The organism is Flavobacterium sp. Flavsp81 (assembly GCF_059491325.1).
This window is the reverse complement of the sequence record NZ_CP168505.1, coordinates 2,439,265-2,453,126: the sequence shown is the minus strand read 5'-3', so window position 1 is coordinate 2,453,126 and position 13,862 is coordinate 2,439,265. Positions and strand designations below refer to the sequence as shown.

Genomic DNA, 13,862 nt, shown 5'->3' with positions numbered 1-13,862 from the left:
ATCACAATGTATTTTTTAGTACGATCTAATCACACTAAAACTATAAATTATTCATACTAACTGATATAATATTTTTATATTTGCGGTTCGATTTAAAAACAAAATTCAAAAAATCCATGGAATATTTAGATTTTGAGCTTCCAATAAAAGAACTTGAAGAACAGTTACAAAAGTGTGTTATAATTGGAAAAGAATCTGCCGTTGATGTAACACCAACCTGTAAGGAAATCAACAAAAAATTAGAGCAAACTAAGAGAGAAATATACAAAAACCTTACGGCCTGGCAACGTGTTCAGCTTTCAAGGCACCCAAACAGACCCTATACTTTAGATTACATCAGAGCAATTTGCGGTGAAACATTTTTAGAACTTCACGGCGATCGTAACTTTAAAGACGATAAAGCAATGGTTGGCGGATTAGGTAAGGTAAATGGACAATCGTTTATGATTGTTGGTCAGCAAAAGGGGTACAATACAAAAACACGCCAGTATCGTAATTTTGGAATGGCAAATCCTGAAGGATACCGTAAAGCTTTGCGTTTAATGAAAATGGCAGAGAAATTTGGTATACCGGTCCTAACTTTGATCGATACTCCGGGTGCATATCCGGGACTTGAAGCCGAAGAACGCGGACAAGGTGAAGCGATTGCCAGAAATATTTTTGAAATGGTGCGATTGAAAGTACCAATTATCACAATTATTGTTGGTGAAGGAGCTTCAGGCGGAGCTTTAGGGATTGGTGTTGGAGATAAAGTATATATGTTAGAAAATACCTGGTACTCTGTAATTTCTCCAGAATCGTGTTCTTCGATTTTATGGAAAAGCTGGGAATATAAAGAACGTGCGGCAGATGCTCTAAAATTGACTTCTTCTGACATGAAAAAACAAAAATTAGTTGATGATGTTATTCCTGAACCATTAGGAGGAGCGCACTATGACCGCGAAACTACTTTTAAAACGGTTACCGAATACATCACAAAAGGATATAATGAATTGAAAGACTTATCAACAGCCGACTTAATTGCCCAAAGAATGGACAAATACAGTAAGATGGGCGAGTATAAAGAGTAAATTCCTGAAAAATGATTTAAAATCCGAAGCCTTACAGTTTCGGATTTTTTTTTGGTTATAAACAAAAAACCGCTACTTATAAACAATTAATAGTTATAACTCGATAGCAATATTTTTTTTAAAATTTGCTACTTTCGCATATGGAAAATTTCAAAAATATAAACCCAATAAAGGTTGAAAAAACCACAATTATTAACTTAGAAAAAGGGAAATTGCCGCCACAAGTGCTTGATTTAGAAGAAGCTGTGCTTGGAGCAATGATGATTGATAAAAAAGGGGTTGATGATGTAATTGATATTCTGCAGCCCGATGCTTTTTATAAAGATGCCCATAAATTTATTTTTGAAGCTATTGTTCAACTTTTTACAGAAACACAACCAATTGATTTACTTACCGTTTCAACACAGCTTAAAAAAAATGGTAAGCTGGAACTAGCCGGAGGTGATTTTTATTTAATTCAGTTAACACAAAAAATAGCCTCTTCGGCACATATTGAATTTCACTCCCGTATTATACTTCAAAAATATATTCAGAGAAGTTTAATTCGAATTTCTTCGGAAATTATTGAAGAATCGTATGATGAAACAACTGACGTATTTGATTTGCTGGATAAAGCGGAATCAAAGCTTTACGAAGTAACACAAGGAAATATTAAAAGAAGTTCAGAAACGGCTCAGAGTTTGGTTTTACAGGCAAAGAAACGTATTGAAGAAATTGCCGGTAAGGAAGGGTTGAGTGGAGTAGCAACCGGTTTTGAAAAATTAGATCAGGTAACTTCAGGATGGCAGCCGAGTGATTTAATCATTATTGCTGCCCGTCCGGGTATGGGTAAAACGGCTTTTGTACTTTCGATGGCTCGTAATATTGCAATTGATTATGGACATCCGGTGGCTGTATTCTCTTTGGAGATGGCTTCTGTACAGCTGATTACAAGGCTTATTTCTTCTGAAACAGGTCTGTCATCAGAAAAATTAAGAACAGGGAAACTGGAGAAGCATGAGTGGGAACAGCTGAGTACTAAAGTAAAAGATTTAGAAAAGGCACCATTATTTATTGATGATTCACCTTCGCTTTCTATTTTCGACTTACGTGCAAAATGCCGTCGTTTAGCATCACAACACGGAATAAGACTTATTATAGTCGATTATTTGCAGTTGATGACAGCTGGAGGAAGCGGAAAAGGAGGGGGGAATCGTGAGCAGGAAATCTCGACTATTTCCCGAAATTTAAAAGCTTTGGCAAAAGAGTTAAACGTTCCGGTTATTGCACTTTCGCAATTATCACGTGCGGTAGAAACCCGTGGATCAAGTAAAAGACCCTTGCTTTCGGATCTTCGTGAATCCGGAGCAATTGAGCAGGATGCAGATATCGTTTCGTTTATTTATCGTCCTGAATATTATAAAATTGAAGAATGGGATGATGACGAACAATCACCAACTGCAGGTCAGGCCGAATTTATTATAGCAAAACATCGTAATGGAGGTCTTGAAAATATCCGTTTGAAATTTATCGGAAACCTTGGTAAATTTGATAATCTTGAAGATTTTACAGGAGGTTATGATGACTTACCGTCTAAAATGAATCATGAAGAGAATCCTTTTATTACTAAAAACCTGCCATCTGCTAACGAAGCTTTTGGAAGTAATTTGAATGAAGATGATGACGATAGTGATGTACCGTTTTAAGGTTCTTAAATAATTAAATAAAAAATGACTTAAAAAATAAAAGGGAAAATAATTAAATTTTCCCTTTTTAAGTTATTCAATATTCTAAATCAGTATTGAGTTTTTACTAAATAAAAATTAAATTTTGATAGTACAAATTCTGATTCTTCTTTATTTACAGGGCAGTATTCGGATTTGAAATCCGGATTGTATTGCCATTGATCACTATGAATATTACAGCCCTTTTTGGTTAAGTAAAGATTCGATTCATATGGTTTGTATCCATTTACTTTAATTTCAATCATTACTTTTTCAGATATTTTATTAGAATTTGAAAATCCGGAATAAATGGAATAACATCCATTTGTAGCAGTAATAGAATGGTTTTTTGAATAAAATCTATTTCTTTTTACTTTAACATTTATATCTGTAGTTATTGGCAGATGTGTTTTTGAATCTAAAATTAATCCTTTTATTATAATTTTTTTACCAGTAATAAATAAAGGAGTTAAATCAAGGTTACTACTCTTTTGTTCAGGGTTTGATAATATGGTTCCGGTTGGAAAAATTAAAACACCCGAAGCCAGCAGGCTTGCCTGTTTTGCAAATAATCTTCTTTCCATAGATATTTTATTTAAATGTTAGAAGACAGTTTATAGTGTAATTGTTTATCATAAATAATTTGTGTTTTAAATTAAAAAAGGGGGACGTTAAACAATCCCCCTTTATCAAATTTATATTATTTCTTTAGAATCAATTTGTGTGTAATTATTTTACTTCCTTTCTTTTCGCAAATAAAATAAATACCGTCAGCAAGACCTTCAATATTGATTGTATTAATTCTGTCGGAAGAAACTTTTACTGTTTTAATAGTTTGTCCTAATTGATTTATAATATTTAAATCACCATCAGAATCACATTCTATATTCACTATACCCTTATTTGGATTTGGATACATTATAAATTTAGATTTTTCCTCAAAATCAGGATTAGCCAAAGTATTTACTAAAACACATGATGATGTAACACTACATCCACCGATTGTTATAGTAACTCCATAAGAACCATTAGCTGTTGGTATGAATGATTGTCCGGTTTGTCCTGATATTATAGTACTTGGACATTCAAACCATTGGTATGTGGCACCAGCCTGATTAGCTGTTATGGTTGCTCCAACAAGTGTAGTTGTTGAATTTATAGCTGCTGGCTGCGTGATGGTATAGTTGCGCGTAGCCGTACACCCGTTGGCATCCGTTATTGTTACCGTATAAGTTCCTGAGGCAAGACCTGTAGCGGTAGCCGCCGTTCCGCCCGAAGGAGACCAGGAATAGGTATAGCCCGGAGTTCCGCCCGAAGGGGTAACCGAAGCCGAACCGTTTGTACCGCCGTTACAAGATACATTGGTTTGAGAGCCTGTTGCCGTACTGATTGCCGTTGGCTGCGTGATGGTATAGTTGCGCGTAGCCGTACACCCGTTGGCATCCGTTATTGTTACCGTATAAGTTCCTGAGGCAAGACCTGTAGCGGTAGCCGCCGTTCCGCCCGAAGGAGACCAGGAATAGGTATAGCCCGGAGTTCCGCCCGAAGGGGTAACCGAAGCCGAACCGTTTGTACCGCCGTTACAAGATACATTGGTTTGAGAGCCTGTTGCCGTACTGATTGCCGTTGGCTGCGTGATGGTATAGTTGCGCGTAGCCGTACATCCGTTGGCATCCGTTATTGTTACCGTATAAGTTCCTGCGGCAAGACCTGTAGCGGTAGCCGCCGTTCCGCCCGAAGGAGACCAGGAATAGGTATAGCCCGGAGTTCCGCCCGAAGGGGTAACCGAAGCCGAACCGTTTGTACCGCCGTTACAAGATACATTGGTTTGAGAGCCTGTTGCCGTACTGATTGCCGTTGGCTGCGTGATGGTATAGTTGCGAGTGGCCGTACATCCGTTGGCATCCGTTATTGTTACCGTATAAGTTCCTGCGGCAAGACCTGTAGCCGTAGCTGCCGTTCCGCCCGAAGGAGACCAGGAATAGGTATAGCCCGGAGTTCCGCCCGAAGGGGTAACCGAAGCCGAACCGTTTGTACCGCCGTTGCAAGATACATTGGTTTGTGAGCCTGTTGCCGTACTGATTGCCGTTGGAGCCGTTACTGTAATTCCAGAAACAGTTCCGGTACAGCCGTTGGCATCGGTAATGATTACTGAATAAGTACCCGCTGCTAATCCTGTACGGTCTTCGGTAGTAATACCTCCGCCCCAGTTAAAAGTATAACCACCAGCTCCACCAGTTGGAGTCAGATTGATTGCTCCGTTTGTGCCACCGTTACAGGACACATTGGTAACCACTGTAGTTCCGGATACTGCTGCTGCAGGCTGGGTTACTGTAATTCCGGAAACAGTTCCGGTACAGCCGTTGGCATCGGTAATGATTACTGAATAAGTACCCGCTGCTAATCCTGTACGGTCTTCGGTAGTAATACCTCCGCCCCAGTTAAAAGTATAACCACCAGCTCCACCAGTTGGAGTCAGATTGATTGCTCCGTTTGTGCCACCGTTACAGGACACATTGGTAACCACTGTAGTTCCGGATACTGCTGCTGCAGGCTGGGTTACTGTAATTCCGGAAACAGTTCCGGAACAGCCGTTGGCATCGGTAATGATTACTGAATAAGTACCCGCTGCTAATCCTGTACGGTCTTCGGTAGTAATACCTCCGCCCCAGTTAAAAGTATAACCACCAGCTCCACCAGTTGGAGTCAGATTGATTGCTCCGTTTGTGCCACCGTTACAGGACACATTGGTAACCACTGTAGTTCCGGATACTGCTGCTGCAGGCTGGGTTACTGCAATTCCGGAAACAGTTCCGGTACAGCCGTTGGCATCGGTAATGATTACTGAATAAGTACCCGCTGCCAATCCAGTGCGGTCTTCGGTAGTAATACCTCCGCCCCAGTTAAAAGTATAACCACCAGCTCCACCAGTTGGAGTCAGATTGATTGCTCCGTTTGTGCCACCGTTACAGGACACATTGGTAACCACTGTAGTTCCGGATACTGCTGCTGCAGGCTGGGTTACTGTAATTCCGGAAACAGTACCCGTACAACCATTGGCATCGGTAATGATTACTGAATAAGTACCCGCTGCCAATCCAGTGCGGTCTTCGGTAGTAATACCTCCGCCCCAGTTAAAAGTATAACCACCAGCTCCACCAGTTGGAGTCAGATTGATTGCTCCGTTTGTACCGCCGTTACAGGACACATTGGTAACCACTGTAGTTCCGGATACTGCTGCTGCAGGCTGGGTTACTGTAATTCCGGAAACAGTTCCGGTACAGCCGTTGGCATCGGTAATGATTACTGAATAAGTACCCGCTGCCAATCCAGTGCGGTCTTCGGTAGTAATACCTCCGCCCCAGTTAAAAGTATAACCACCAGCTCCACCAGTTGGAGTCAGATTGATTGCTCCGTTTGTACCGCCGTTACAGGACACATTGGTAACTACTGTAGTTCCGGATACTGCTGCTGCAGGCTGGGTTACTGTAATTCCGGAAACAGTACCCGTACAACCATTGGCATCGGTAATGATTACTGAATAAGTACCCGCTGCCAATCCAGTGCGGTCTTCGGTAGTAATACCTCCGCCCCAGTTAAAAGTATAACCACCAGCTCCACCAGTTGGAGTCAGATTGATTGCTCCGTTTGTACCGCCGTTACAGGACACATTGGTAACTACTGTAGTTCCGGATACTGCTGCTGCAGGCTGGGTTACTGTAATTCCGGAAACAGTTCCGGTACAGCCGTTGGCATCGGTAATGATTACTGAATAAGTACCCGCTGCCAATCCAGTGCGGTCTTCGGTAGTAATACCTCCGCCCCAGTTAAAAGTATAACCACCAGCTCCACCAGTTGGAGTCAGATTGATTGCTCCGTTTGTACCGCCATTGCAGGCAACATTGGTCACCACGGTTGTTCCGCTTATTGGTACACACGGAGGTGTTTCATACAAACGAAAGTTGTCAACCGCAAGTTCTTGAGCTGCACTAGCATTAGCAAAACAGTTGAAACGCAGATCTAAAGTTGTTCCTGTTCCTGTAATATTTGCTGAATATTCAGTAAAAGCATAGGTTAAACCAGCTCCGTCGCCTATTAAATCTCCATCAGTATCAAGATAAAGCTGATTGCTTGAAGCTGGGGAAGCAGCGGGAACATTACTGTAAAATGCTAAAGCTTTTGTCCATGAACCTCCATCAATACGATATTCTACTATAAGAAAATCCTCTGCAGCACCAAAATTAAGACCTTGCCATCCACCAAGTTGAGATGCGGCTAAAAGGCCTTTAAAAGATAATCCGGTTTTACCCGCTATATTAATACCGCTCCATGTCACTTGTTGATTTGCAGATATGGATGCGTTAGTACAGGTAGGACCTCTGTCAATATCTTCTGCCGCCCAAATCTTAGAACCTTGAAAAAGGGAATAACTTCCATTTTGCAGGGCAATTCCTGTTGGTAAAGTTCTTGTGAAGTAAGATGTGAATGGTGGTCCTCCACAAGAAAAATCTATAGATGCTGTCCTTGAACCAGAACTTGGGGCGCCGGCATCCTCAAAGGTGTCGCTCCAAAACTGCGTTTGTGCATTTCCTCCTATATAAAAGAGGCAAAGCAACAATGTGAAAATTAAAGTAAAATTTTTTTTCATAATCGTGTTTTAAATTAAGTGTTGTATAAAATATTAGTTAAATATATTTGTCAATACAGGATGCAACATGGCAAACTGGGCAACTGTCATAATGCCCGAATCTGTACTAAGTATTTCAACGGCAATCTGTTGGTTATCAGCACAAGCTATGTTAAGCGTTTCTGTTATGGACACAATAGTTCCTCTCTGATTATTATGAGGCTGGTTTAATAATGTTGCAGAGATTATTTTAACTTGTTCTCCCAGAAGTGAAGCGTCAGCTCCTGTGTTCCAGGGATTGCAAGCATTTATAAGTGAGATTATCTCACTTGCCGTCATATGTTTCCAATTAATATAAGTATCCGATAATTCCGGTTTTTCATAATAATAAGATAAGGTCTCGTCTTGTGGCTGATTTGGAATGCTGTTGGCAAATTGCAGCATGTTCGCCATATTCAAAGTGACCTGAGCCATACGGTCACTTAATTTTACGGTTAGTTTGCCATATGTATCTCCTTCCTGAATAGCAATCGGATCATTAAAAATAATATTGCCTTCATCAAATTTTGAATTCATAAAATGAGCACAAATAGCGGTTTCCGTTTCCTGATTTTTTAATACTTCGAAAATTGGCATTACTCCACGATATTGCGGTAACGGACCTGGGTGAAAATTGATGAATTTATTGGATCCGTATGATAAAACATTTTCAGGAAGCAGAAATGGAAATGAGATACAAAAGATATAATCGGGCTGTACATCATCAATCCATGCTCTCATTTCAGTAACGCTTTTTTTATCAGGAAAAGATTTAAAACCGAAGTTATTGTCTTCAGATTCTCTTTCTAAAGCATCTATTATTGTGATAGCACCTTTGCCAATTCCAACTGCACATATGAATTTTTCATACGCCAATAATTGAAGCGTTTTAAAGGCGAATTTACCTCCACACAATACCATTATTTTTTTTTGTGTTTCCATAATTAAATACAGGCATAACTGTTATACCATGCTGATGTGGAATTATTCAGATTTTCAGTGGTTAGTTTTTCAAAATGTTCAAATACGTCATTTGCTATACTTTCTATCTGAACTTCACATTTGCCTTCGTTGGTAGAAATTATAGTTGCGTTGTATAAAGGAGCAATTGATGTATTTGTTTTCGAGTCGAAATAAATCTTACCTCTGGGACTTTCGAATGTAAATGATTGCAAACCAGTAGCTATTTGTGAGATATTATTTTTAGACTCGTCAATTAATTCTAATGTTTTTATGACAATTTTGGCACTTTCCCAACTTAACAATGAAAACAGATTTGGTATTCTGCCTGCGTTTGTTATTGTTTCAATAAATATTTTATTTTCTTCAGACTCTATCTTCTTCGACCATGCTGCAATTCCTTTTATATTTTTACTTGAATATTCAGCATCAGATAACATCATCTCTTCAAATCCAAACGGAGGCAAATAAACAGGAAGGTTTTGTCCTTCAAATAAATTTTTAATACTTTCAAAATACCATTGTACAAAATCGCCACTAAAAATGCTTAATAAAGCACTATTTGGAAATTTTTCAAGATGTTCTTTTATAGGCGTAATAGTAAAATCTTCTGTCTTATATCCGGTGGCATGATTAAAAGCAATCATTCCTCCATTTTCTTCAAAACCTTTTGTAACACTATAAGTATGCAAATAACCGCCATCATAATAACCTGTTACCATTCCGGCATGGGTGTAACCATCTTTTGTTGCTTGTTTTGCTGCAAGTGAAGCACCTAATGAATTATGAAGTGAATGATAGAAAATATTAGGACAGCTGGGCCATTCCTGAGGCAAATTAACTCCGGCATCTAAAACAATCAGCATTTTATTGGCTGCAAGAAAAAGAGGTCTGAGTAATTGCGCCATACGATGCCCTATATAGGCAATTACAACTGAAGCATCTTCCTCCAATAAAAGTTTTTCGGCACCACGGTAGCATTGTTGTTTGTCAGCTCCAAAACCTATGTTTTCTGTAACTATTTTAATGTCATTTCTTCCCAGATGTTTTAATCCGGAACGAAGTCCTTCATATAAATCAAAGCCAATAGTTTGATAGTATGTTGATCTTGCTAATAAAATTCCTATTGTATACATATGTTTTTTGAATAATAAAAAAGGAAACTTTCAATACGAAAGTTTCCTTTTAATAATTTTTATTAATTTCTACTTGGAAATATTCCTTCCGTTGCGATAGAATAGTTAATGGTCAAATAGGGGTTCATTATATCAATAGGAAAACCTGTGCCAGTTGGATCTGTAGAGCCACTAATTACTGTACCGCCCATAAAAACGTTAGGTGTTGCTCCGCTGCCTGAATAAGTTGCAGCTGTAGTAGCAGCAGGGTAGTTACCATCAGGTGAAATTTCATCTGCATTAGATGTTGAAGCTTTTTGTTTTACAATAACGTTATTAAGAGTATGTACGTGTTGTGGTAAATTTGATAACAATATAGTAGTAGTAGGTGTACCGCTCATTTCTCCCATGGTATAGTTTGGTAGCCCCGGACCTTGCCCTTGTCCTATTGGTACACGACCTTGTAAATCAGGCAATGCAAATGTAGTTTGTCCATTTCCTCCATAAGTAGTTCCTAAAAGCGAGAATAAAGCTGTGTTTTGAGCAATACTCATGATTTGTCCTTGGCATGTTGCATATCCTCTGGGAGCAAAATAAAATCCTAATATTTTTATTTCTCCAATAAATGGTTCTGTAGACATAATTTATTGTTTTTAAATAGTTATGTTAATTTCTACTTGGAAAAATTCCCTGGGTAGCTATAGAATAATTGATGACTAAGTAAGGATTCAAAATTGATATAGGGAGGCTTCCTCCGGCTATATCTGTTGTGCCCGTAACGGTAGTTCCTCCAGTAAAAACATTGGGAGTTTCTCCATTGCCTGAATATATTGCGGATGTGGTAGCAGCAGGAAAATTACCATCAGGAGAAATTTCATCTGCATTTGCTGAAGAAGCTTTTATTTTAACAATAGCAGCGTTTAAAGTATGGACATGCGAAGGCATATTTGATGTCAATATACTGACATTAGTTGTGCCTGAGAGTTGGCCCATTACATACGAAGGCAGTCCAACTCCTTGTCCTTGTCCTATAGGCATGCGTCCCTGTAAATTAGGAAGGGCGAAAGTCTGCACTCCATTTCCTCCGTAAGTCGTTCCCAATAAGGAAAAAAGTGCTGTATTCTGTGCAATCGACAATAGTTGCCCACTACAGGCCATATAGCCTCTTGGTGCAAAATTAAATCCGAAAATTTTTATTTCTCCGATAAATGGTTCTGTTGACATAAATGTTTTTTAGGTTAATAGATTACCATCAAAATTAAACCATAATAAAAAGCTGTATATGCGTATTTATACCTGTTTTTACAATATGTCTTAAATAACTGTTTAATATTCAAATAACTACGTAGAATTACTTATGGAATTTTTTTTATTCTATAAGTGTTAAAATTTTAAAATAATTCATTAGTTTAGCTGAACAATTACAACAACTTTTAACCAAAAACAAATTAAATTATGAATGAAGAAACCTTTCCAGGGCCTATCCAAGTTTCATTAGCAAAGGCTAAAGAATGGGAGAAAAAGTATCACGGTGATACTACACTCGCAGAGAGCAAGAAAAAAGCAATTGCTTTTTTAATACCAAGAGAAAGTTTAGAAAAAGTTCTGGAACTCAATACTGAAGCTGTCCGTGCCTATATTGGTATCAATGACCAGGATGAGAAGACTTTACTTTTCGTCGGAGCAAAACTGGATAAAGAAACAGGTAAGTACATAGACGTTTATGGACAATCATCCGCACTGCAAAAAACTGCAACTGAAGGTACTGAAGAGACTGGAAATACAGAAGAAGTTGTTTATGATGGTACCCGTCCTAGTCCTCCTTATTGATATAAGCGATGATTGATAATTTTTTGATATACTTAGGTTATACAATTTTATTTTTTAACCTAATTCTTTACAGTATTAGCTTTTTCCGAAAGGGAAAAGCTAATGTTTTTTTTGTTTGTTACTTAATATTTTCCTTTGTAATGCAATTTTCAATGGAAATGCTTTACCGCTTAAAAATCACTAATTTATTATTAGTAAACGTATTTTTTATTGGGCAATTTATTCTTTTGAGTTTATTTTTTAAATCGCTTTTTATAAATAAAAAACAAAAAAAATGCGTAACCTATAGTATGTATTTAGTGCTGCTTTTAATCATTTGTCAATATTGTTATGATTACAATCTGTTATTTGTATTTGATTTATTTGAAATTACAGTCACTTCTTTGTTAATATTGATTTTTGCATTATTACATTTTTATAACATGCTTTCGGAGCAGAAAACATATTATTACATTACGATCGCTGTTATTTTTTTTATGTTTGGATCTACTATTTTATATTTAGTCGGAAATGTAACACTAAGTTTAAGTGATGATGTGAAATATCTTACCTGGACATTAAATGCTTTCCTGTTTATAATATACCAATTGGTTATTTTATATGAATGGAAAATGAGTTTTTCTAAAAAATCTGCTCTTCAGGTTTAATAAGATTTATTTGATTAATAAGTAATTAACCTTATTCTTTTTCGAATACTCAATAAAAAAGAATTAATTTAATTGAAAATCTCTGTCAAATTTAATATTTGATGGAGATTTTTGTTATAAATTATTTTGAAGATATATCTCTGATAAAATTAAATACAATATCTTTGATTTTAAGATTGACATTCAATAATAAATGAAATACCACAAGTTTATATGAAAGTAAATTCAATTCCGGAAAAAGAACTAGTGGCGATTATTTTGTATCTGTCACTTTTTTTTATGATAATGGCAGTTGGGTTAATTTTATTCTTTTATTTCTCAAGAAAGAAAATTATTCAAAAAGAATTAGAAAAGAAAGATTTAATATTGGCACACCAAAAAGAGCAATTATGTGCTATTCTTATTACTCAGGAAGAAGAGCGCAAGCGAATAGCTCAGGATTTGCATGATGATATTAGTTCAAAACTAAATGTAGTCTCGTTAAATAGCTACTTGCTTACTTCTCCTAACATAACAACGGCTGAAACCAAAGAAATCACCGCTAATATTATCAATCTTACTGCAAAAGCATTAGAAAATTCAAGAAAAATAGCCCACAATTTATTACCTCCCGTGCTTGAAAAATTTGGACTTCATGCTGGTGTTGAAGAATTATGTGAAGAATTTGAAAGTAGTAAATCTGTAAAGGTTGTTTATCAAAATAAAATTGAGTTTGATGAAAAAGATAAGGATAAACATTTACACGTTTTTAGGATTTTGCAAGAGTTAATGAATAATTCTTTACGACATGGAAAAGCAACGGAGATTTCTGTTATTTTTGATAGTATTAATGGAACTAAAACTTGTTATTTTAAGGATAACGGAATCGGTTTTGACAGTAAAAATACTGAAAACCAAAAAGGTCTTGGAATGAAAAATATTGATAGCCGAATTTCTTTTTTAAATGGAACTATTAATATGAACTCTGAAATTGGCAATGGATTTGATGTTGTTTTTACTTTTTAACAGTTTTGTTTATTTTATAATGGATTAGCTATAAATAGCATTATTTTTATTATTTATGATATTATTTTCGTAATTTCAAAATTCTTTAAACAAAAAGAATATGAATGATTTTACTATCAAAGTAGCTTTAGTTGATGACGAAGTCTTATTTCGTAAAGGAATTTCATTTTTGCTTCAAAAAGAAAAAAATATTGAAGTTCTTTTTGAAGCTTCAAATGGTGAAGAACTTATTTCGCATTTGAATAGTAATGAAACTAAGCCGGATATTATTATCATGGATTTGAAAATGCCAATTTTAAACGGTGTTGAAGCCACTAAAATTATTCGAAAATTCTTTCCCGAAATTAAAATCATTGCCTTAACCAGTTATGATACAAAAGCATTTGTAATAAATATGGTTCAGGTTGGTGCAGTTGCCTATATAATAAAAAATACTACTCCGAAAGATTTAATTAATACAATTAATGAAGTTGCCTGCAAAGGATTTTATTATAATGAAAATATTTTAAGAACTATAAAGGACACTATTTTAACAACTAAAAATTCTAAAATTAATTTAGAAACAAGCTTTTTATCACCACGCGAAATTGAAATTCTTCAACTTATTTGTAACCAAAAAACAACAGCTGAGATTGCCGAAAAACTTTTTTTAAGTCCCAGAACTGTAGAAGGGCACAGAAATAATTTATTACTCAAAACCGAATCAAGAAATATCGCAGGATTAGTAGTCTATGCTATTCAAAATGAAATTGCGGTTTTAACTTCCTGACTTTAACTTGTTAAAAATTGAATTGATAAAATATAGTATGAAATAACAGTAATTGCTAATAAGCAAAGACCTATTTTTTGAAATATATTTAATTCTT

Annotated in this window: 12 protein-coding genes; 6 read left to right on the top strand and 6 right to left on the bottom strand. The window is 36.5% G+C overall.

Annotated features, from left to right (window positions below):
* Nucleotides 1–116: 116 nt before the first annotated feature.
* Both ACEN92_RS10055 and dnaB read left to right on the top strand, forming a co-directional pair.
* Nucleotides 117–1,070 carry an acetyl-CoA carboxylase carboxyltransferase subunit alpha gene (locus tag ACEN92_RS10055; RefSeq protein WP_495642222.1) on the top strand — a complete coding sequence of 318 codons (954 nt, stop codon included), beginning with the start codon at nucleotides 117–119 and terminating at the stop codon, nucleotides 1,068–1,070.
* 140 nt (nucleotides 1,071–1,210) lie between these two features.
* Nucleotides 1,211–2,755 carry a replicative DNA helicase gene (gene dnaB / locus ACEN92_RS10050; protein WP_495642221.1) on the top strand — a complete coding sequence of 515 codons (1,545 nt, stop codon included), beginning with the start codon at nucleotides 1,211–1,213 and terminating at the stop codon, nucleotides 2,753–2,755.
* An 89-nt stretch (nucleotides 2,756–2,844) separates the two neighbouring features.
* Here the strand turns inward: dnaB and ACEN92_RS10045 are convergent, their stop codons facing one another.
* The 6 genes from ACEN92_RS10045 to ACEN92_RS10020 all read right to left on the bottom strand — a co-directional run bounded on the left by ACEN92_RS10045 (nucleotide 2,845) and on the right by ACEN92_RS10020 (nucleotide 10,738).
* Entirely contained in the window at nucleotides 2,845–3,357 is a 513-nt protein-coding gene (locus ACEN92_RS10045) for a hypothetical protein (RefSeq protein ID WP_495642220.1), read from the bottom strand.
* A 116-nt stretch (nucleotides 3,358–3,473) separates the two neighbouring features.
* Nucleotides 3,474–7,421 carry a T9SS type A sorting domain-containing protein gene (locus tag ACEN92_RS10040; RefSeq protein ID WP_495642219.1) on the bottom strand — a complete coding sequence of 1,316 codons (3,948 nt, stop codon included), beginning with the start codon at nucleotides 7,419–7,421 and terminating at the stop codon, nucleotides 3,474–3,476.
* Between the two features lie 33 nt (nucleotides 7,422–7,454).
* Nucleotides 7,455–8,381 (bottom strand): methionyl-tRNA formyltransferase, encoded by a 927-nt coding sequence (locus tag ACEN92_RS10035; RefSeq protein WP_495642218.1) that lies wholly within the window; start codon nucleotides 8,379–8,381, stop codon nucleotides 7,455–7,457.
* A 2-nt stretch (nucleotides 8,382–8,383) separates the two neighbouring features.
* Nucleotides 8,384–9,535, bottom strand: a complete 1,152-nt coding sequence (locus ACEN92_RS10030; RefSeq protein ID WP_495642217.1) for an ABC transporter substrate-binding protein — start codon at nucleotides 9,533–9,535, stop codon at nucleotides 8,384–8,386.
* Nucleotides 9,536–9,597: 62 nt separating this feature from the next.
* Nucleotides 9,598–10,155, bottom strand: a complete 558-nt coding sequence (locus ACEN92_RS10025; RefSeq protein WP_007810692.1) for a phage tail protein — start codon at nucleotides 10,153–10,155, stop codon at nucleotides 9,598–9,600.
* Between the two features lie 25 nt (nucleotides 10,156–10,180).
* Entirely contained in the window at nucleotides 10,181–10,738 is a 558-nt protein-coding gene (locus ACEN92_RS10020) for a phage tail protein (protein WP_495642216.1), read from the bottom strand.
* Nucleotides 10,739–10,969: 231 nt separating this feature from the next.
* On the opposite strand from ACEN92_RS10020, the gene ACEN92_RS10015 reads away from it, so the two are divergent.
* The 4 genes from ACEN92_RS10015 (at nucleotide 10,970) to ACEN92_RS10000 (ending at nucleotide 13,765) form a co-directional block, all read left to right on the top strand.
* Nucleotides 10,970–11,344, top strand: a complete 375-nt coding sequence (locus tag ACEN92_RS10015; RefSeq protein ID WP_495642215.1) for a hypothetical protein — start codon at nucleotides 10,970–10,972, stop codon at nucleotides 11,342–11,344.
* A gap of 422 nt (nucleotides 11,345–11,766) precedes the next feature.
* A complete protein-coding gene (locus ACEN92_RS10010) occupies nucleotides 11,767–11,991 on the top strand; it encodes a hypothetical protein (RefSeq protein WP_495642214.1) in 225 nt (74 codons plus the stop codon).
* Between the two features lie 213 nt (nucleotides 11,992–12,204).
* Nucleotides 12,205–12,996, top strand: coding sequence for a sensor histidine kinase (locus tag ACEN92_RS10005; protein ID WP_495642213.1), 792 nt, complete (start codon nucleotides 12,205–12,207; stop codon nucleotides 12,994–12,996).
* A 100-nt stretch (nucleotides 12,997–13,096) separates the two neighbouring features.
* Nucleotides 13,097–13,765, top strand: a complete 669-nt coding sequence (locus ACEN92_RS10000; protein WP_495642212.1) for a response regulator transcription factor — start codon at nucleotides 13,097–13,099, stop codon at nucleotides 13,763–13,765.
* Nucleotides 13,766–13,862 lie beyond the last annotated feature (97 nt).